General features: G+C 59.9%; 17 protein-coding genes and 1 tRNA gene. 7 read left to right on the forward strand and 11 right to left on the reverse strand.

The window, feature by feature from the left end:
- Window positions 1–110 precede the first annotated feature (110 nt).
- The 6 genes from QP999_RS11815 to QP999_RS11840 form a co-directional block, all read right to left on the reverse strand.
- Entirely contained in the window at window positions 111–875 is a 765-nt protein-coding gene (locus tag QP999_RS11815) for an amino acid ABC transporter ATP-binding protein (protein WP_070522216.1), read from the reverse strand.
- The gene (locus QP999_RS11820) at window positions 875–1,828 is read right to left on the reverse strand and encodes an amino acid ABC transporter permease (RefSeq protein ID WP_070522219.1); all 954 of its coding nucleotides are present in this window, start codon (window positions 1,826–1,828) and stop codon (window positions 875–877) included. Before QP999_RS11820 ends, QP999_RS11815 begins: the two co-directional genes overlap by 1 nt.
- Window positions 1,821–2,702: an ABC transporter substrate-binding protein gene (locus tag QP999_RS11825; protein ID WP_070624004.1), complete on the reverse strand. Its 882-nt coding sequence runs from the start codon at window positions 2,700–2,702 to the stop codon at window positions 1,821–1,823. The genes QP999_RS11820 and QP999_RS11825 overlap by 8 nt, the downstream gene beginning before the upstream one ends.
- A 3-nt stretch (window positions 2,703–2,705) precedes the next feature.
- Window positions 2,706–3,521 carry a DUF368 domain-containing protein gene (locus tag QP999_RS11830; RefSeq protein WP_070624006.1) on the reverse strand — a complete coding sequence of 272 codons (816 nt, stop codon included), beginning with the start codon at window positions 3,519–3,521 and terminating at the stop codon, window positions 2,706–2,708.
- Between the two features lie 136 nt (window positions 3,522–3,657).
- Window positions 3,658–3,933, reverse strand: a complete 276-nt coding sequence (locus tag QP999_RS11835) for a hypothetical protein (RefSeq protein WP_070529889.1) — start codon at window positions 3,931–3,933, stop codon at window positions 3,658–3,660.
- 67 nt (window positions 3,934–4,000) lie between these two features.
- A tRNA-Leu gene (locus QP999_RS11840) sits at window positions 4,001–4,074 on the reverse strand.
- Window positions 4,075–4,165: 91 nt separating this feature from the next.
- Between QP999_RS11840 and polA the strand changes: the two genes are divergently transcribed.
- Window positions 4,166–6,814: a DNA polymerase I gene (polA, locus tag QP999_RS11845; protein WP_284848382.1), complete on the forward strand. Its 2,649-nt coding sequence runs from the start codon at window positions 4,166–4,168 to the stop codon at window positions 6,812–6,814.
- 3 nt (window positions 6,815–6,817) lie between these two features.
- On the opposite strand, the gene QP999_RS11850 is transcribed toward polA, so the two are convergent.
- Both QP999_RS11850 and QP999_RS11855 read right to left on the reverse strand, forming a co-directional pair.
- Entirely contained in the window at window positions 6,818–7,288 is a 471-nt protein-coding gene (locus tag QP999_RS11850; protein ID WP_070563075.1) for an RDD family protein, read from the reverse strand.
- 60 nt (window positions 7,289–7,348) lie between these two features.
- On the reverse strand, window positions 7,349–8,089 hold the full coding sequence (locus tag QP999_RS11855) for a class I SAM-dependent DNA methyltransferase (RefSeq protein WP_070563078.1): 741 nt from the start codon (window positions 8,087–8,089) through the stop codon (window positions 7,349–7,351).
- A gap of 241 nt (window positions 8,090–8,330) precedes the next feature.
- On the opposite strand from QP999_RS11855, the gene rpsA reads away from it, so the two are divergent.
- Both rpsA and coaE read left to right on the forward strand, forming a co-directional pair.
- Window positions 8,331–9,791, forward strand: a complete 1,461-nt coding sequence (rpsA, locus tag QP999_RS11860; protein WP_010190105.1) for a 30S ribosomal protein S1 — start codon at window positions 8,331–8,333, stop codon at window positions 9,789–9,791.
- 115 nt (window positions 9,792–9,906) lie between these two features.
- Window positions 9,907–10,509 (forward strand): dephospho-CoA kinase, encoded by a 603-nt coding sequence (gene coaE / locus QP999_RS11865; protein WP_154736876.1) that lies wholly within the window; start codon window positions 9,907–9,909, stop codon window positions 10,507–10,509.
- Between the two features lie 39 nt (window positions 10,510–10,548).
- On the opposite strand, the gene QP999_RS11870 is transcribed toward coaE, so the two are convergent.
- Window positions 10,549–11,925 (reverse strand): glycoside hydrolase family 183 protein, encoded by a 1,377-nt coding sequence (locus tag QP999_RS11870; RefSeq protein WP_284848373.1) that lies wholly within the window; start codon window positions 11,923–11,925, stop codon window positions 10,549–10,551.
- A 104-nt stretch (window positions 11,926–12,029) separates the two neighbouring features.
- On the opposite strand from QP999_RS11870, the gene QP999_RS11875 reads away from it, so the two are divergent.
- The 4 genes from QP999_RS11875 (at window position 12,030) to QP999_RS11890 (ending at window position 15,718) form a co-directional block, all read left to right on the forward strand.
- Window positions 12,030–12,392 (forward strand): DUF4259 domain-containing protein, encoded by a 363-nt coding sequence (locus tag QP999_RS11875; RefSeq protein ID WP_154762340.1) that lies wholly within the window; start codon window positions 12,030–12,032, stop codon window positions 12,390–12,392.
- Window positions 12,393–12,480: 88 nt separating this feature from the next.
- Window positions 12,481–14,574, forward strand: a complete 2,094-nt coding sequence (uvrB, locus tag QP999_RS11880) for an excinuclease ABC subunit UvrB (protein WP_070529903.1) — start codon at window positions 12,481–12,483, stop codon at window positions 14,572–14,574.
- 114 nt (window positions 14,575–14,688) lie between these two features.
- Window positions 14,689–15,135, forward strand: a complete 447-nt coding sequence (locus tag QP999_RS11885) for a universal stress protein (RefSeq protein WP_070523204.1) — start codon at window positions 14,689–14,691, stop codon at window positions 15,133–15,135.
- Between the two features lie 142 nt (window positions 15,136–15,277).
- Window positions 15,278–15,718, forward strand: coding sequence for a universal stress protein (locus QP999_RS11890; RefSeq protein ID WP_010190091.1), 441 nt, complete (start codon window positions 15,278–15,280; stop codon window positions 15,716–15,718).
- Window positions 15,719–15,803: 85 nt separating this feature from the next.
- Here the strand turns inward: QP999_RS11890 and QP999_RS11895 are convergent, their stop codons facing one another.
- Both QP999_RS11895 and QP999_RS11900 read right to left on the reverse strand, forming a co-directional pair.
- The gene (locus tag QP999_RS11895) at window positions 15,804–16,820 is read right to left on the reverse strand and encodes an App1 family protein phosphatidate phosphatase (RefSeq protein WP_070529905.1); all 1,017 of its coding nucleotides are present in this window, start codon (window positions 16,818–16,820) and stop codon (window positions 15,804–15,806) included.
- Window positions 16,821–16,830: 10 nt separating this feature from the next.
- Window positions 16,831–19,071 carry a HelD family protein gene (locus QP999_RS11900; RefSeq protein WP_502870667.1) on the reverse strand — a complete coding sequence of 747 codons (2,241 nt, stop codon included), beginning with the start codon at window positions 19,069–19,071 and terminating at the stop codon, window positions 16,831–16,833.
- Between the last annotated feature and the right edge of the window lie 63 nt (window positions 19,072–19,134).

A 19,134-nucleotide genomic window follows, 5' to 3' on the forward strand; every position in this document is an offset into this window, starting at 1 on the left:
TTGGCCGAGGTCAAATAGGAAACTGCCCTAGCTGCCAATGATCCTGAACCTGCCTGCGGCAGGAGCAAAGGTGTTGGCAACTAGGGCAGTTGCGTTAGTGATGCTGCGTGCTAGAGCAGCGAAGAGAGGAAATCCTTAGTGCGCTGGTGCTGCGGATTGTCCAAGACTTGCTCGGGGGTGCCGGTTTCAATGACGCTGCCGCCGTCCATGAAGACGATGTTGTCGGCGACTTCACGTGCAAAGCCCATCTCGTGAGTAACCACGAGCATGGTCATGCCATCGGCGGCAAGCTCCTTCATAACGCGGAGGACTTCGCCGACCAGCTCGGGGTCGAGGGCGGAGGTGGGTTCGTCGAAAAGCATCAGCTTTGGATCCATGGCCACAGAGCGGGCAATGGCGACGCGCTGCTGCTGACCACCGGAAAGCTGCACCGGGTACGCATCTGCCTTGTGCGCGAGGCCCACCTTTTCCAGCAGTTCCATCGCTTTCTTCTTTGCCTGTTCTGGATTCTGCTTCTTCACTTGGACGGGGGCCTCGATGATGTTCTCCAGGACTGTGCGGTGGCTGAACAGATTGAACTGTTGGAACACCATGCCGATGTCTTGGCGCTGAGCGGCGGCTTCCTTTTCGGAGATTTCATAGAGCACGCCGTTGCGTTCACGGAATCCGATGAGCTCGCCGTCGACGTAGAGGCGGCCGGCCGTGACCTTCTCTAGGTGATTGCAGCAGCGAAGGAAGGTTGATTTTCCGGAACCGGAGGGGCCCAGTAGGCAAGTGACCTCGCCGGGCATGACGGTTAGATCGATGCCCTTGAGAACCTCGAGCTGACCGAAGGATTTATACACATTCTGTGCAGAGATCATTGGGGTGGTCATTAGTTCTTTACCTCCGGGATGACAGACACGTTGCGGGGAATGGTTCCTTCAGCATCCGCCAGCGCAGCCAGCTGGCGGCCGGTGAGCTCGCGGGTGGCGCCACGTTCGAAGCGGCGCTCCAAGAAGTACTGGCCCACCATAAGAAGCGAGGTGATGGCCAAGTACCACGTCGCTGCCACCATGAGAAGCGGGATGGGCTCGAAAAGCGCAGCGGAAATATCCGTGGCGCGGCCGAAAATCTCTGCGGTGTAGGGAATTGCCACCACAAGGGAAGACGTCTTCAGCAAAGAAATGAACTCATTACCGGTCGGCGGAATGATGATGCGCATGGCTTGCGGGAGAACCGTGCGGCGCATGGTCATCCACCAGCCCATACCCAGGGCCTTGCTGGCTTCCTTCTGGCCCTCGGGAACCGAGGAGATTCCGGAGCGGACGATTTCCGCCATGTAGGCGGCTTCGTTCAGGCCCAAACCGAGCACGGAGAGTAGGAATGCATTGGTGAGTACCTCTGTGAGAGAAATCTCCGTAAACCCGAGGTTGATGGATTGGTAGAGCGCGGAGAGCAGACCCCAGAAGACGAGCTGCACGTAGATCGGGGTTCCTCGGAATAGCCACAGGAAGAGCCAGGACACACCGCCGAGCACGGGGTTGGGGGACATACGCATCACGGCGAGAGCGGCGCCGCCCACGACGCCGATGATCATCGCCAGAATCGTAATCGCGATGGTATGCAGCGCGGCGGTGGCGATGCGAGTGTCGAAGAGGTACTGGAAGTAAGTGCCCCATCCGAAGGCCTCGTTGCGTGCCGAAGAGATGACGAACCACACAGCAAGGAGAACGAGGAGGGCGGCGAAGACCCATCGCCACGGGTGGCGAAGTGGCCGGGCTTCGATCTTTGGTGGGGTAGCCGAAGCCGCAGAATCCGATGCTGCCGGGAGAGAGGAATTAGTCATTGATCGGCCTTTCATTAATCATTGCGTGTTCGACGAGCCCCTCGGTAACGCCCCATTTTTCGAGGATTTCTGCGTAGGCCCCGGTGTCAATAAGGTGCTGGAGCGCGGCCGCCACGGCAGGCCCGAGCTCGGAGTCCTTAGGTACGGCAAACCCATAGGGAGCGGCGTCAAACATTTCGCCGACCATGGACATACGCCCATCCGAGCGGTTGACCGCCCACGCAGAGACTGGTGAGTCCGCCGAAAGTGCGTCCGCGCGGCCCATGAGTACCGCAAGGGCGGCGTTGTCACTCGTGTCATAGGGAAGGATGGTCAGGTCCCCATCGCAGGCTTCTTGCTTCGGACGTAAGTCGTCCGTCTCGGACACGGTGGTGCGCTGCACCGCGACGGTGAGGCCACAGGGATTCGATGGATCAACCTTGTTGGGGCCGTCGGTGAGCTCCGCCCACTGAATGCCGGCGTAGAGGATATCGACGAAATCGAAGTTCTCACGGCGCTCGTCAGTATCGGTAAACCCAGACCCGCCGAGATCGATCTGCCCGGACTGGACTGCCGGCAAAATCATGGAAAAGTCCTGCTCCACCGGCTGGAATTTGAGGCCCATCACTTGGGCGACTGCATTGGCCAAGTCCATTTCAAGGCCGATGAGCGAACCATCGGAATCCTTGAACTCGAAAGGCGCAAACGGTGGGTTTGTGCCTACGGTGAGGACCCCATCTGCGTCCTGGTACATCGCGGCGATCTCGGGTACTTCGTCCACGTTAGGCTCTGACCAGCCTTCTGGCAGCGCCGGCTCCTCGTTGGTGACGCAGCCGGAGAGGGCAACGGAGGCCAGCGCTCCGACGGCGCCCACGACGACCTTCTTCTTATTCATGCTTTAACTCTCTTGATAACTTGCGGCTTTGCGCCTATCCACGACGATGAAAATGGCGACGATGATGCCGCCGAGCGCGAACATGAGCAGGATAAGCGGTGTGGAAGCATCCTGGTCCGCGCCCCACGGCCATAATGCGCGAAGTGAGCCGAGCATAAATCCGGCCATGGCGGCCAAGGTCGGATCGCGGTGGGTATCGAGCAGGTAATTCAAAACCTTGACGAACGCGGCAAGGCCGCACACCGCGCCAAGGGCGAAGACGCCCACAACGGTCATGTCCCGGTCAGAGACCGCGCCAATGACAGGCTGGTAGAGGCCCATCGTCAGCAAGATGAGTGAGCCCGACACGCCGGGGAGAACGAGCGCGCAGACGGCCACCATGGCCGCCAAGAACACCACAATCAGGCTGGGGTCTTCGACAGGCGTTGAAGTAAAGCCGGTAACGAAGAAGATCGCGACGGTGGCGATGATGAATGCAGCTATGGACGCGGGCGTAAACCGCGACATCATGCTAATTGGAACGATGATGGACACGGCGACCATGCCGAGGAACAATGCGCGGGACAAGGACACTTGCCCTTCCACAAAGTTGTGGAGCAGCGTAGAAAAACCGAAGACGGCAAGGAACATGCCGGCGGCGACTGAGACGAGGAAGCCCCATTCAGCTTTTTTGAAACGGCCGGAAATGAGATCATTGGCGTTGTGCAAAGCGCGTTCATAGATGCCTACGATGAGCGCGACGGTGCCTCCGGAAATTCCGGGGACCAGCTCGGCCATGCCAATGAGGGCGCCGCGAATGGCGTTAAGAATATAGTGCATAAACCGAAAGTAACGTTGACAGTCTCCTCGGTGGGGATGCCGTGCCGAGGGAGAGGAATGAGCAGATGACTCTTTATTCTCTCATTGTGCGACGCGCTTATGCAAACTATTCAGCCCATAGAAGGTTATACGTTGACTACATCGGCAAGCGCTTTGCCACTTCGCCATAGATTGAGCCCAAGATGGCGAAGGCGGCGAGGCCTACGAGACCGTCGAGAAGCACGGTGTAGAAGGTATTCAGCTGCGGGTCATCGGAGGAGGCTGCGGACTTGCGCAGCTCCTGGTAATAAGAGGAGCCTTCCACCTTGGAAGAAACTTCCTTGTCGGTGCTGGATTCCGCAGCGGTAGCAACAGTGGTACCGCCCAAGGTAAGGGCGGCTGCGGTGCTCAAGGCAATGATCGTGCGACGCATGATGACGGGTTCCTTTCGGTTGAAAACACTAATACCCCACAACATTCTCTGTTGCGGGGTGGAATTGTGCCCCTGGTGAGACTCGAACTCACACTACACGGGTTTTGAATCCGTTGCCTCTGCCAATTGGGCTACAGGGGCGCACAAGCAACGATACTAGCGCAGCTGACCAATGGGAACCTAATTGCCTGCCTAAGGGCAGCGTCGGTGCTGATTGGCGCAACACGTTAGGATGGGCCGGGTGACTACTTCTCAGCCCCGACTCTTGCTCATCGACGGCCACTCCATGGCCTTCCGCGCATTTTATGCACTGCCCGCGGAGAACTTTTCTACCTCGGGCGGGCAGCATACGAATGCGGTCTACGGATTCCTTTCTATGCTGGCGAATATCTTGGCGGAGGAGAGGCCGGACTTCGTCGCGGTAGCCTTCGACGTGGGCCGCAAGACCTTCCGCACGGAGATGTTCCCCGACTACAAGGCACAGCGCGAAGCCGCGCCGGAAGAGTTCCGGGGGCAGGTTGAGCTCATCCGTGAGGTTTTGGAGACGCTGGGAATCACCACGCTGTCGCGCGAGAACTTCGAGGCCGATGACATCGTGGCTACGTTGTCCACGCAGGCGGGCGCGGACTATGAGACCTTCCTGGTCACCGGTGACCGCGACTATTTGCAGCTTGTCGACGACTCCACGACCGTCCTCTATCCCATGCGCGGGGTGTCCAAGCTACATCGCTTTACTCCAGAGGCAGTGGAGGAGAAGTACGGTCTGAGCCCGCAGCAGTACCCAGACTTCGCGGCCCTGCGTGGCGACCCCTCCGATAACTTGCCCTCCGTGCCAAAGGTGGGGGAGAAGACCGCCACGAAATGGATTACCCAGTATGGCTCCCTCGATGGCCTTATCGAGCATGCCGAGGAGATCAAGGGAGTGGCGGGCCAGAACTTCCGCGACCGCATCGAACAGGTCAAGCTCAACCGACAGCTCACCCAAATGGTGACGGATATGGACCTGGAGGTTGGCCCCGCGGATCTGGAGTTTAAGGGAGCGGTCGCTAGCGAGGTTGCGGCTCGCTTCGACGAGCTGGAATTCGGCACCAACCTGCGCGAGCGGGTCCTCAACGCCGTCCCGCACGCCGCCGCCGAAGCCGCTGCGGCTGAGGAAGCCCCGGACGTCACGGTTACCGTGGTGGACACACCGCTGGCTGAGTGGCTCGAGGGTAAGGAAGACGTAGCAGTCTTCGTACAAGGTGATGGGACCCCGGGCGCGGGTGATGCTGCGGCACTGGCACTGGTCGATTCCTCCTTTGAGGGCCGCCAGATTGAGTTAGCAGATCTCGATGCTAAGGACGACGCCGCGCTGGCCGCGTGGCTGTCATCAGACGCGCCGAAATACCTACACGAGGCAAAGGCCGCCTGGCACATGCTGGCCGGCCGGGGGATTGAACTGCGCGGAATTGCACACGACACCGCCCTTGCCGCTTACCTCTTGCGTCCGGGTCAGCGCACGTATGCGTTGACGGACGTGTACCAGCGCCACCTACAGAAGTCCCTCGGCTCGGCCACGGAGCAGCTCTCCATCCTTGATGAGAACCCACTGGTGGATCAGGCTGCTGCCATTATGGAGTTAGCGGCAGAACTAACGCGTCAACTCCAGGAGATTGACTCCTTCGAGCTCTATACCGACCTGGAGTTGCCGCTGGTCAACATCCTTGCCCGCATGGAGGCCGCCGGTATTGCGGTCGACAGGGATGTCTTAGAAACTCAGCGCGATGCCTTCATTGAGCAGGTCAATGAACAGGAACGTGCCGCCCGCGAGCTGGCCGGTGATGATTCTCTCAACCTGAATTCCCCGAAGCAGCTGCAGTCGGTGCTCTTCGATACCTTCGACATGCCGAAGACGAAGAAAACCAAGACCGGCTATTCCACCGCGGCTAAAGAAATTGAGCAGCTTGCTGCAACGCATCCGCACCCCTTCTTGGATCACCTGCTGGCCCACCGCGAGTATCAGAAGATGAAGACAACGCTGGAAGGTCTCATTAAGACCATTCAGCCGGATGGCCGCATCCACACCACGTTTAACCAAACGGTCGCTTCGACGGGCCGCCTGTCCTCGACGGAACCGAACCTGCAGAATATTCCGGTGCGCACTGAGGCAGGACGCCAGATCCGTTCGGCTTTTGTGGTCGGCGAAGGCTTTGAGACCTTGATCACGGCCGACTACTCCCAGATTGAGATGCGCGTCATGGCGCATCTCTCCGCAGACCCCGGGCTTATTGAGGCCTATCGTGAGGGCGAAGACCTGCACAACTACGTTGGCTCCAAGGTCTTCGACGTGCCTGTCGATGAGGTCACCCCGGAGCTGCGCCGCCGAGTCAAGGCTATGTCCTATGGCTTGGTCTATGGACTTTCCGCTTTTGGCTTATCGCAGCAGCTGGGTATCCCAGCGCGTGAGGCTAAGGAGATTATGGAGAGCTACTTTGAGCGTTTCGGCGGCGTGAAGCGCTACCTCGACGAGGTGGTGGTGCAGGCCCGAAAGGATGGTTATACCTCCACGGTCTTTGGGCGCCGCCGCTACCTGCCGGAGCTAAACTCCGATAACCGCGTGGCCCGTGAGAACGCTGAGCGCGCTGCCTTGAACGCGCCCATCCAGGGAACTGCTGCGGACATCATCAAGGTTGCCATGATCCGCGTGGATAAGGCCCTTGAAGGCATGGCCTCGCGCGTGCTGCTTCAGGTTCACGATGAGCTTGTCGTGGAGGTGGCTCCCGGGGAGGCAGAAGACGTGCAGCGCATCCTAGAGCGCGAAATGGACAAGGCTATCGAGTTGACTGTTCCGCTCGAGGTGTCCGTTGGCGTGGGCAAGAACTGGGATGCCGCAGCGCACTAGAGGTTAGGTCAAGCCCACCGCGCGCTCGTCCTCGGTGGGCGTGCGGCGCTCGACCAAACACCCGGCCAGTAGGTCGAAGGGGGTTTGGCCCAGCACAAGGACGCTGAGGCCAAGGATGGCCAAGATGGTTGCCTCAACATAGGGGAGCCCTGTCAGCGCAACAAGAGTAAGGAGTAGCCAGCTGTTGCGAATTGCTGCGCTGGCGATTCCGGGATGCTCAGCGATGACTTCTAGCTTCAGCGACCACTTGCCTAGAGAAGTGTGCTTCGTTGACTCCGCCCACACCCGGTAGACGTAGAAGACGAGGGCGAGCGCGATGATGTCGTAGATAGCTCCTGCTCTGCCGCTCAATACTCCGTCGGTGCCGAGGTTGATTGCCCATTTGATCACCACGATGACAGCGGCGGCGAGGAAGGCGTCAATCCACCAGGCCACCGTGCGGCGCAGGAAAATCCCAAGGCGTTCTAAAAGCATGGCTGCCAGCTTAGTTCGCTGCGGGCGGCACACTCCGCACCAGGGTAGGCAAGGTCCGGTCTATCGTGCTTCGCACACGAAGATGGCGGTGCCGGGGAAAATTACACCTCGTTCTGGAGACCACTGGCCCCACGTGAGGTCGAGGCCCTCTGGCCACTCGGGTTCAATGAGGTTGCGAATCTCGAAGGATCCGCGAACCTGTAGTGCTCGCACCCAATCACCCATCGTGCGGTGAAACTCGGCGTAGCTAAGCTTACCGTTGGCATCCTGCTCGAGGTAGGCGCGCTCAAAATAGGACAGCTCTGCTGTGAGGCTCTGGGGACCGTCTGGGAAGACCCAGCGCATTGGGTGCGGCACAGAAAAGACAAAGCGTCCACGTGGGCGCAGGACCCGGTGGACCTCGCACAGTGCCGTGTCCAGGTCGGCCACGAAGGGTAGGGCGCCGAAGGCGGAGAAGACGACGTCAAAGGATTCGTCGCGATAGGGAAGCGCTAGAACATCAGCTTGGACTAGCGGTAGCTCGGGCGCGGCATGGGAGAGCATTCCCGACGAGAGATCGAAACCCGTCGCAAAGCGTGTGCGTCCTTGCAACCACTGCGTGCACGGCGCGGAGCCGCAACCGAGCTCGAGAACGGTGGCGGAGGAGACGTCGCCAAGCAGCTGCGCCTCAGCCTCATGCAGCATTTCCGGGCACCAGTAGAAAGAGGATAGGTACTCGGGGTGTTCCGCGTGGTAGGAATCGGCGTCACGATCCCAAAAATCGCGGTTGGCAGAGGATGCCGAAAACGCTGCTGCAGACATTCTTCCTTTCCCAATTCTTTTTCCATGGCGCATTTGCCGTTTTAGCTGCGAGGATGTAGGGTTGTACGGGCGTGTCTATGGCTCGGGACGCGCTGGGCTACTGTAGGAGAGCTCGGCACGGCTGCGAGTCGGGATTGAAATCCATCTTAAGCCTTGCGCATCGGCGCTGCTTAATGACGCTTTTCAAGAGACGCGTAACTGTCCAATTACGATCTCCTACGTTTATTCGGAGCATAACTACATGCCAACTTCTAACACCCCTCAGGTTGCGATCAACGACATCGGAACCGCAGAGGACTTCCTCGCAGCTGTCGACGCCACCATCAAGTACTTCAACGATGGTGACATCGTCGAGGGCACCGTGGTCAAGGTTGACCACGACGAGGTCCTGCTCGACATCGGTTACAAGACCGAGGGCGTCATCCCGTCCCGCGAGCTCTCCATCAAGCACGACGTCAACCCGGATGAGGTTGTCGAGGTCGGCGACGAGATCGACGCACTTGTTCTCACCAAGGAGGACAAGGAAGGCCGTCTGATCCTGTCCAAGAAGCGCGCACAGTACGAGCGTGCTTGGGGCGCCGTCGAAGAGCTGCACGCCAAGGAAGAGCCGGTCACCGGTACCGTCATCGAGGTTGTCAAGGGTGGTCTCATCCTGGACATCGGCCTCCGCGGCTTCCTCCCGGCTTCCCTCGTTGAGATGCGCCGCGTCCGCGACCTGGAGCCGTACATTGGCCAGGAGCTCGAGGCCAAGATCATCGAGCTGGACAAGCAGCGCAACAACGTTGTCCTGTCCCGCCGTGCATACCTCGAGCAGACCCAGTCCGAGGTCCGCTCCGAGTTCCTGCACCAGCTGCAGAAGGGCCAGGTCCGCAAGGGCGTTGTCTCCTCCATCGTCAACTTCGGCGCCTTCGTCGATCTCGGCGGTGTCGACGGCCTGGTTCACGTTTCCGAGCTGTCCTGGAAGCACATTGACCACCCGTCCGAGGTTGTCACCGTGGGCGACGAGGTCACCGTCGAGGTTCTCGACGTCGACCTGGACCGCGAGCGCGTGTCCCTGTCCCTGAAGGCAACCCAGGAAGATCCGTGGCGCGTCTTCGCCCGCACCCACGCTGTGGGCCAGATCGTTCCGGGCAAGGTCACCAAGCTCGTTCCGTTCGGCGCCTTCGTTCGCGTCGAGGAGGGCATCGAGGGCCTCGTCCACATCTCCGAGCTGGCTCAGCGCCACGTGGAGGTTCCGGACCAGGTTGTCAACGTTGGCCAGGAAGTCATGGTCAAGGTCATCGACATCGACCTCGAGCGTCGCCGCATCTCCCTGTCCGTTAAGCAGGCAGACGAGGACTACACCGACGAGTTCGATCCGTCCAAGTACGGCATGGCTGACTCCTACGACGAGCAGGGCAACTACGTGTTCCCGGAGGGCTTCGACCCGGAGACCAACGAGTGGCTCGAGGGCTACGACGAGCAGCGCCAGGCTTGGGAGGCTCGCTACGCCGAGTCCGAGCGTCGCTTCAACCTGCACACCGCTCAGATCGAGCGCAACCGTGCTGCAGCCGCTGAGGCCGCCGAGTCCGCTGCCAACTCCAACTACTCTTCCGAGTCTCAGGATGCAGCTCCGGCATCCGATTCTCAGGCAGAGGTTGGCGGCTCCCTCGCTTCCGACGAGCAGCTTGCTGCTCTGCGCGACAAGCTCGCTGGCAACTAAAAACTAAGTCCTCTCGGCTAGGCTCCGCCGATTAGTCCGAGACGATCTAGTTCTTGCAGAAAGGCCGCTTCTCCCCGCTGTGGGAGGGGCGGCCTTTCGCGTATCCTAAGCCGGTATGAAACTCATTGGACTCACCGGCGGAATCGGCAGCGGAAAATCGACTGTGGCGCAGCTTCTCGTGCGCCACGGCTGGGAATTAGTGGATGCCGATCAGATAGCCCGGGACATTGTTGAACCGGGTCAACCAGCGCTCGCGGAACTGGCGCAGGCTTTCGGGGACGACATTCTCCAAGAAGATGGGAGTCTGGACCGGGGGTTGCTAGCTTCCCGTGCTTTCGCTAGCCGCGAGAAGACCGCTGTGCTCAACTCGATTACGCACCCGCGCATTAACGAGGAAACCCAAGCCCGCTTCGACGCAGCGCGGCAAGCCGGTGCGGATTTCGTGGTCTATGACATGCCGCTCCTCGTGGATAAAGGACTCCACAAGGATATGGACGCCACCATTGTTGTTGACGTTGACGCAGAGGAGCGTGTGCGCCGCCTGGTGGCATACCGCGGGCTGGATGAGGAGGACGCACGCCGCAGGATTGCGGCGCAGATTCCGGACGATGTGCGGCGTGCTGTCGCTGATTTCATCATTGACAACAACGGCCCCCGCGAAGCACTGGATGAGCAGGTCGAGGGGGTCGTCGAGAAGCTGCGCGCCCGCCTAGGCTAGGCACGCAGCTTCCTAGCAGCAGTTTCCTGGCAGAAGCTCCTAGCGCGTTGCTACGACGTCAGAGACTGCGATGTGGTCGTTGTTTTCCATGTCCTCGCCCACGAAATCAAGGTCAGTGCGCATCAGCATGGTGTTGTAATCGTGCCACGATGTCAGCGTGTAATACAGGTGTTGGTCATCCTGGTTTGGCAGCACGAAAGGTGCGTACGTGTCGTTGAGAGGCTCGCCGCTGACGACCTTGGTGGTCTTTTCATTCACCAGCATGCGGCGCGGCGACCATGGTCCTTCGGGGCTATCTGCGGTCCGCATGACGATGCCCTCTCCCTCCACTCCATACATGGTGACGTACTTGCCCAAGTAGTGGTTGTAGGCCACGGAAAGCTCGGAGACTTTGCCATCGAGCACCTCGGTGGCCCGCGCGGGATCCTTCACCCATGAGCCATCTGAGTAGTAGCTGAAGGCATCTTCGTTGGGGAATTCAGATTTCAACGCGCGGGATAAATATGCCGGGCCACGGCGGCCGTTTCCGGTGGAGTAACGGTAGATATAGTCGTCGTGCTCGATGAAGGCCGATTGCTGCAGCTTTTCGAACCCTGGGCGGTAGTTTGCGCCGCCGGGAATGGGAGCGTTCGTCCCGTGGCTAGCGTTAGTGCGTGTGGCCTCCGGTACCGCGCGCCACGTGACTCCGCCGTCGGTCGACTTCACGGTCCCACCAAAGTTGGTTGACCAGCCGGTTTTCGGGTCGTGCCAAGAGCGCACGGACATGTAGTCGATGTAGTGCACGCCGTCGACCACGATGCCCGCTGTGGGGATGGTGGTGCGCTCGCCGTTGGTATCTTGATCTCCCACCTTTTGGGAGGGGATGAACTCCTTTGCGCGGCCATTGGCGGACCATCCGGAGTTAGTCAGCGCCTCCTCCAGACGTAGGCCATCACCGTAGTCGTGGTCGCTCGTGCGCAAGAGGAGGTTGGAACGCCACCCATCACCGTCGCTCGAACAATCCATGGAATCGCCGAAGACGTAGTAGGAGCGGCCCGCGTTGTCAGAGTAGGCAATGCCGAGGTCGGTTCCGGAAATGTCGAATTTTTGGTCGGTGCGGTTCGGGGAACCGGAACCGGTGATGAGCTGCATGATTTGGGTCGGTCCGCCGGTGATTTGGCGCTGGTTATAGTTGCTGCGCTGTGGTGCTGCGGAGTCACCTGAACTGCTCGAACGGGAGGAGCTCCCCAGCAGCGCGTCGAGCCCTCCTAGCGAAGAGCCGCCTCCCGGCCCGGAGGCCTCGGGCTTCGACGTGAAGCTACCGGACTTCGAATAGGCCGTACACGGAGAAGCTTGGGCGGTGGGCGTGTGGGACACGATAGCGACGGGCACGAGGCCGGCGATGGTCACTGCGCTGGCGAGGGAACGAAACTTCATGCCAGCCGATTCTAAAGGAGAGCGGCAACTTTTAAAGCATATGGTGGCTAAAATTTACCTTGTGCTCGCGCCCCGTTCATCTTGAGTGCTTAATCTGCCCCTCCATGGGAACCTGGGACGTTGGGCCTTTTGATAATCATGCCGCGTGCGAAGTGCTCGCGGAAATTCGTGATGGCTCTTTCGACCTCGACACGTTTAAGAAGAGCTGCGTGGATTCTCCCATCGATGTCGACGACGCCGAGGCCGTCATCGCCTTAGGCGCACTGGCGACGTCCCCGGCGGACAAACTTCCCGCTGGAGTCAGTGTCGACTCCGTTAAAGCGCTGCGCACACCGCAGACTCGGGCCTGGCTGCGCAAGAAAATTAACACAGCGATGGAGCCCAATAATTCCCCGATCTATGCACTGTGGGAAACCACGGGTGAGTTAGATCTGTGGCTGCGCACGACGCGTGCTGTATTGCCCTAAACTGTTCTCTCTTGCCTCACACAGTGGCTGGGTTGTTGAGCTGCCGGAACCTAGCAGGTTTAGGCTTCGGCGCGTTAGACTGGTCGGCATGGCTTTTGCTGCTGAACACCCTATCCTGCCGGTCTCGGAACACCGTCCTGTCGGTGAAATCGAACGGCGCTCGGCCGATTTTCGTGTTGAATCAGAGTACCAGCCCGCTGGCGACCAACCCGCCGCCATCGCGGAACTGGATGAGCGGCTGAGCCGCGGCGAGCGCGACGTCGTCCTCATGGGTGCCACGGGTACCGGTAAATCCGCTACTGCGGCGTGGCTCATCGAAAAGCAGCAGCGCCCGACACTCGTGATGGCGCCGAATAAGACGTTGGCGGCCCAGTTGGCAAATGAGCTGCGCCAGCTCCTCCCGCACAACGCCGTTGAGTACTTCGTTTCTTACTACGACTACTACCAGCCGGAAGCCTATATCGCGCAGACGGATACCTATATTGAGAAGGACTCCTCGATTAATGAGGACGTGGAACGCCTGCGCCACTCTGCCACCTCGGCGCTTCTTTCCCGCCGTGATGTTGTCGTGGTGTCCTCTGTGTCCTGCATCTATGGCTTGGGCACGCCGCAGTCCTACCTCGACCGCTCGGTCGTGCTGGAGGAAGGGGAGGAGATTGACCGCGATCGCTTCCTGCGCCTGCTCGTCGATATTCAATATGAGCGCAATGACGTAGGTTTTACGCGCGGAACCTTCCGCGTCAAGGGCGATACCGTGGATATCATCCCCGCCTATGAGGAGCGTGCGGTGCGCATCGAATTCTTCGGCGATGACGTGGATGAGCTCTACTACATCCACCCGTTGACGGGCGATGTTCTCGAGCGAGTCGACGAGGTGCGAATCTTCCCCGCGACTCATTACGTGGCGGGTCCAGAGCGCATGGCGCGGGCCATCGAGGACATCAAGGAAGAACTTGCGGAACGCCTCGCCGAGCTGGAGAACCGCGGCAAGTTGCTCGAAGCGCAGCGCCTGCGAATGCGCACCGAATACGACCTCGAGATGATCGAGCAGGTGGGCTTTTGCTCCGGCATTGAGAACTATTCGCGCCACGTCGACGGGCGCCCTGCCGGTTCGGCGCCGGCGACGCTCTTGGATTATTTCCCGGAGGACTTCCTTACCATCATCGATGAGTCCCACGTGACCGTCCCGCAGATCGGTGGCATGTTTGAGGGTGATATGGCCCGTAAGCGCAACCTCGTGGAGTTTGGCTTCCGTTTGCCGTCTGCCGTAGACAACCGGCCACTCACCTTTGATGAGTTTGAGGAGCGCGTGGGGCAAACCGTCTACATGTCGGCCACGCCTGGTGATTTTGAAATGACGGCCTCCGGCGGCGAGTTCGTCGAACAGGTCATTCGCCCCACCGGCCTGGTGGATCCCAAGGTGACGGTCAAACCCACCAAGGGCCAGATCGATGACCTTATCGATGAGGTCCGCGCCCGCACCGCTAAGCAGGAGCGTGTATTGGTCACCACCTTGACTAAGCGCATGGCAGAAGACCTCACTGATTACCTTCTGGAGCATGGCATCAAGGTGCGCTACCTCCACTCGGATATCGATACGCTGCAGCGCGTGGAGCTACTGCGGCAGCTGCGCTTGGGTGAATTCGATGTGCTCGTTGGTATTAACCTGCTGCGCGAGGGCCTCGACCTTCCCGAAGTCTCACTCGTCGCTATTTTGGACGCAGACAAGGAAGGCTTCCTGCGTTCCACCACTTCGCTCATCCAGACAATTGGCCGCGCCGCCCGAAACGTGTCCGGTGAGGTCATCATGTACGCAGACAAGATTACGGACTCGATGCAGGAAGCCATCGAGGAGACTGAGCGCCGCCGTGAAAAACAGATTGCCTATAACAAGGAACACGGCATCGACCCGCAGCCATTGCGCAAGAAGATCGCTGACATTTTGGACCAGGTCTACGACAACGCCGATGAGCAGGAGCAGGGGGCGGACCCCACGGCAATCGTCGAGAAGCCCGATGTGTCCTCCATGGCTGCCGACGAGGTGCAGGCGCTTATCGACGACCTGACGACCCAAATGCGCGAAGCCGCCCGAGAGCTTAAATTCGAGCTGGCGGGGCGCTTGCGCGATGAGATCGCGGACCTGAAGAAGGAGCAACGTGGACTCAAAGAGGCCGGGATTTAACAGTCTGGGCCGGCATACTGAAACCTCGTTAGTGCACTGGGCGGGTAACACCACACTCAGCGTGGGCAGCCGTGCCATACTGTTAGGGATTAACCACTAGTTATAAGGAGAATCATGCTGAGCTACAACGTCATCGCCGTGGGAACCGATGGATCACCGACATCCCTGCGTGCCGTCCGTTCTGCCGCATCTATGGCGCGTGCTTATGATGCGACGTTGATCATCGTCTCTGCTTTTTACAATCACTCCGGTTCGATGCTCGGCGCACCGAACGCAGAGGACGCCCGCGTGCCCGTTGTCAGCGAGGAAATGTCAGAGAATTTCCTCAACAATGCCGCGGAGATCGCGCACGGCGAGGGTGCGAAGCGCATCGAGATCATCGCTAAGTCTGGCGACCCTGTGAACTCACTCATCGAGGTGGGCAAGGACTATGATGTCGACTTGTTCGTGGTGGGTAACAAGGGAATCCATTCAGTCCGCGGCCGGGTATTCGGTTCCGTTGCGACGGAGCTAACCCGTAAGGCCCACGCGGATGTTGTGGTGGTCAACACCACTGAGTAAGCGCCGGACCCAGTCGGGTGCACAGCACACGCGCTGATCGACGCGAACACGCCAGCGTTGTTAGACTAGCGGGTGCGCAAAAGCTTTTAGAATTTTGTTTAGCGGTGGCCTCAAGGTTGGGGCCCAGCGAAGAAAGGTCATCATGAGCGATTACAACAAGATCGTGGTCGGTACCGACGGTTCCAAGTCCTCCCTGCTCGCAGTGGAGCGCGCCGCCAAGATCGCCGCAGCCTTCGATGCCACCCTCATCATCGGTTGCGCCTACTACGAGAACCAGGAGCAAGCCTCCAAGACACTGCGCCAGGATTCAGTGACGATTCTCGGTGATGAGAAGGCTCAGGCCAACCTCGCCTCCGGCAAGGAACACGCAGAGAAGTTCGGCGTGACGAAGGTGGAGACCGCTGTGCGTCCGGGCACCCCGGTTCAGGCTCTGATGTCCATCGTCAACGACAACAAGGCTGACCTGCTCATCGTTGGTAACCGCGGAATTAATTCCTTGACCGGCCGTCTGCTCGGTTCGGTTCCGGCGGATGTCGCGCGTCAGTCTGATTGTGACGTCATGATCGTCCACACCGTCAACTAAGCCTTCTCGGGCTACGGTACGCACACGCCCCAGAAACTTCTTCGTCGGAAGTCTCTGGGGCGTGTTTGCGCGTTGTGGTGCTTTTCTAAGAGCCGAACCGAAGCTTGCGATAGGCGCGGGCGAGGGCGTTACCGTCGGCGCCTTGAATAAGCGGGATATCGAAAGAAGACTCTTTGTTGACCTTGACCAAGGGAGCAAGCGAGCCATGGGAGAGCAGCTGCTCTTGTGGCGTGAGGTTGCGTATTGCTAGCGCTGCCACACGGTTGGGATGCTCCGCCGCGGCGTCGGCATAAGTCAGAGGATCGTGCTGCCCATCATCACCGATGAGAAGCCAGCGCAATTTGGGGAAAGCAATGAACAAGTTGCGCAGTTGGACGCGCTTGTGTTCTTGGCCATTGCGGAAAAGACCGGTGGGCGTTGGGCCCCAGTCGGTGAGCAACAGTGGGCCACGTGGGAAGCCGTTCTCCGCCATGAAATTGACCAAGGTGTCATAGGTATTCCACGCACCGGTGGAGAGGTAGACGAAGGGAACCTCTGGGTGCTGTTGAGAGATCTCCCGGTAGAAACTGGCCATGCCTTCGACGGGGGTTCGCGTATTGGTGCGCTTTACCCAGGAATTCCACGCTGCAATCATGGCTCGCGGCAGCCAGGTCACCATGATGGTGTCATCGATATCGCTGACCACACCGAATGTCGTGTCTTTGTCCACGATGAGGACTTCCGCGCGCACCTCGTCCGCGCCTTTGGCGCGGATGGTGACGTCGTGCCAGCCAGGTTCTAGCCCGTGATCATGGACGAGGACATCGATATAGCCGTTGTCGTTCGTGGTGCCCGACACCGTCTTACCGCCAACAGTTACTTCGACCTCGTGATGCGTGACCTGGATGGTGAAGAATTGGCGGTATCCGCGTTGGGTCCACGTATCGCGTTCCTCAGCCTTGGGATCGTGCATGAGCACGCGGCCAAGCACGTGGACAAAGTCCTCGTTGCCGTAGCCGGCATAGCCAGTAATGCTGGGCTGCCAGCCTTTGCGTGCGGAGTGCTTGAGTGAGAATGCATTCGCGGTGGATTCGACTTTGCGGGCGATATCGGAAAGTGCCATGCGCACCAGACTAACCGAAAACCTCCGCGTAACGGCCGGCGATGGTCAAGGACTGCGTCGCGCGCGTGAGGGCCACGTAGAGGTTGTGCAGACCTTGCGGTGATGCTGCCACGATGTCATCCGGGTTGACTACGGTGACGTGGTCAAACTCTAGCCCCTTGGTGTGCTCAACGTTGGCCGCCGTGATCACAGCCCGCAGGCGCCCTTCATCGTCCTGGAAGGTAGCTGGCTCAAGGTCGTCCGTATCCTCGCGCCAGATGACGTCCACGCCGTCGCGAACAGCGATACCCGGCGTCGCTTCGGGGTTGATGGATTCCAAGAGTTGATTGGCCAATTCGGTAATTGGGCGCGGGGTGCGGTAGTTGACGCTTAACCCGTGAAGCCGAAAGCGCTCGCCGACGAACGGCTCGAGCGTGTCCGCCCAATCATCGACGCCGGCAGGGGCACCGGTCTGGGACGTGTCGCCCACGAGAGTCATCCACCGCGAGGGGCTACGGCGAAAAATCATGCGCCATTCCATCGGGGTGAGTTCTTGGGCCTCGTCGACGATGACGTGCCCGTAGGCCCACGTGTAGTCTTCACGGGCGCGCTGGGCGGTGGTGCGGGAGTCCCGAACCTCGTGGCGTCGAGCGAGGTGCTCGGCGTCGATGACGTCGTGGGCAGAGAGAATCTCCGCTTCGAACATGTCGTCATCGTTGTCGGTGGAATCGGAAGAGCTCAGGATATCGAGTGCGTCTTCTGCCTCTGCGACTTGCTCACGCCATTCTTTTTCTTCGGCGACACGTTCTGCTTCGGGGTCGGGCATGCCGATGAGAACCGCAAGTTCGTCGAGAAGCGCGGCGTCGGAAGGCGCCCAAGCTCGGCCGTCCTCACGGTAGAGCGCACTGCGGGTTTCATCATCATAGTCGCCGGCCGCCGAATCGATGCGTTCGGTGCTGCTGAGGAGATCGGCGAGGACATCGGTGGGTGTCAGGTGGGGCCAGAACTCGTCGATGAGCTCTAGCACCTGGGGTTCTTCCGCGAGGTCGTCGTGGAGCTGATCCACATCCGCGCGGGAGAGCAAGTTGTTGCCGCCGAGAGGGTCAGCGCCAATGCGTTCAGCCATCTGCTGGGCCAGCGACTCGGTGAGGTGCTCCGCAAACGCTGCTTGTGCATCGTTGTGCGGTTTGCGCGAGCGCCGTGCACGTGTCCGTGCTGCCTTGACCATCTGTGGGTCCACGGTGAGCTCGAGCCGATCGATCTCGAGCGTGCGCGATTGTTCCGGCAGGCGTTGATAGTCTTTCACCGCGTTGCCGAGGATCTCCACCATGGCCGCGGAGCCTTTGATTTCGCGCGCGAGCAGGGACTCAGGGTGAGTAGCCTCAATGCCGGGGAAGAGAGAAGAGATGGTAGAAAGCACAACGCCGGTTTCACCAAGCTCCGGAAGCACCCGGGAAATATACTCCAGGAAGGTGGAGTTGGGACCCACGATGAGCACACCCGTGGCGGCCAGTTGTTCGCGGTAGGTGTAGAGCAAATAGGCCACACGGTGCAGTGCCACCGCCGTCTTGCCGGTTCCTGGCCCGCCTTCGACCACCATGACGCCGCGCGTGCTGTCACGGATGATTTCGTCCTGCTCCCTCTGAATGGTTTCCACAATGGAAGGCATGTGCCCAGTGCGGGCCTGTTGCATGACGTGGTGGAGGGCGGACTCACTGGCAACGTCGCTGCTGTCGGTGTGTGACTCGCCTTCGAGGACTTCGTCGCTGATTCCGGTTACCGTGCGCCCAGTAGTCCTGATGTGCCGGCGGACGTGGACTCCCTCGGGGTGCGCGGTGGTGGCGAGGTAGAACGGCCGAGCCATCGGGGCGCGCCAATCCAGAAGGAGCGTGCGGTAATCCTCCTCGCGGGCATCGAGTCCCATGCGGCCGATATAGCGGCGGTCTAGTCCCTCCGGAGTGGGGTTATCACCGGGCGCGTCAATGTCGATGCGCCCAAAAACTAGTCCGAGTTGGGCGATGTTTAGACGGTCCAGCTTGGCCTGCAGCCCGTGATACTCGGTTTCGCGGCGCACCAGAGCATCGGCATCCGGGGTATGCGGATCGACGGCGGCCTGTACCTCATTGAGGCGTTCATTTGCGGCGTGGACCTCGTTATCGAGACGCGCAAAAAGGCCATCGACGTAGGCTTGTTCGCTGGCAATCTCGGTGCGCGGATCGTTTGCTTGAGCACCAGGGTTTTCGGTGCGAGGCGCGGATGAAGATTCAGACACAAGGCTCCTTGGGCGCGTTTGAAGGCTTCTCCTGGGTGGAAAAGAACAACGGCCCAGCATACT

Origin of the sequence: Corynebacterium sp. MSK004 (assembly GCF_030232515.1) — a bacterium.
GTDB lineage: Bacteria > Actinomycetota > Actinomycetes > Mycobacteriales > Mycobacteriaceae > Corynebacterium > Corynebacterium hesseae.

Bases quoted from the DNA above. Each gene is read 5' to 3' on its own strand.
- polA (WP_284848382.1), top strand. From the start codon at position 4,166: ATGGGCCGGGTGACTACTTCTCAGCCCCGACTCTTGCTCATCGACGGC.
- coaE (WP_154736876.1), top strand. From the start codon at position 9,907: ATGAAACTCATTGGACTCACCGGCGGAATCGGCAGCGGAAAATCGACT.
- QP999_RS11890 (WP_010190091.1), top strand. From the start codon at position 15,278: ATGAGCGATTACAACAAGATCGTGGTCGGTACCGACGGTTCCAAGTCC.
- uvrB (WP_070529903.1), top strand. From the start codon at position 12,481: ATGGCTTTTGCTGCTGAACACCCTATCCTGCCGGTCTCGGAACACCGT.
- QP999_RS11835 (WP_070529889.1), bottom strand. From the start codon at position 3,933: ATGCGTCGCACGATCATTGCCTTGAGCACCGCAGCCGCCCTTACCTTG.
- QP999_RS11825 (WP_070624004.1), bottom strand. From the start codon at position 2,702: ATGAATAAGAAGAAGGTCGTCGTGGGCGCCGTCGGAGCGCTGGCCTCC.
- QP999_RS11885 (WP_070523204.1), top strand. From the start codon at position 14,689: ATGCTGAGCTACAACGTCATCGCCGTGGGAACCGATGGATCACCGACA.
- QP999_RS11855 (WP_070563078.1), bottom strand. From the start codon at position 8,089: ATGTCTGCAGCAGCGTTTTCGGCATCCTCTGCCAACCGCGATTTTTGG.
- QP999_RS11830 (WP_070624006.1), bottom strand. From the start codon at position 3,521: ATGCACTATATTCTTAACGCCATTCGCGGCGCCCTCATTGGCATGGCC.
- QP999_RS11820 (WP_070522219.1), bottom strand. From the start codon at position 1,828: ATGACTAATTCCTCTCTCCCGGCAGCATCGGATTCTGCGGCTTCGGCT.
- QP999_RS11850 (WP_070563075.1), bottom strand. From the start codon at position 7,288: ATGCTTTTAGAACGCCTTGGGATTTTCCTGCGCCGCACGGTGGCCTGG.
- QP999_RS11870 (WP_284848373.1), bottom strand. From the start codon at position 11,925: ATGAAGTTTCGTTCCCTCGCCAGCGCAGTGACCATCGCCGGCCTCGTG.
- QP999_RS11875 (WP_154762340.1), top strand. From the start codon at position 12,030: ATGGGAACCTGGGACGTTGGGCCTTTTGATAATCATGCCGCGTGCGAA.
- QP999_RS11895 (WP_070529905.1), bottom strand. From the start codon at position 16,820: ATGGCACTTTCCGATATCGCCCGCAAAGTCGAATCCACCGCGAATGCA.
- QP999_RS11815 (WP_070522216.1), bottom strand. From the start codon at position 875: ATGACCACCCCAATGATCTCTGCACAGAATGTGTATAAATCCTTCGGT.
- rpsA (WP_010190105.1), top strand. From the start codon at position 8,331: ATGCCAACTTCTAACACCCCTCAGGTTGCGATCAACGACATCGGAACC.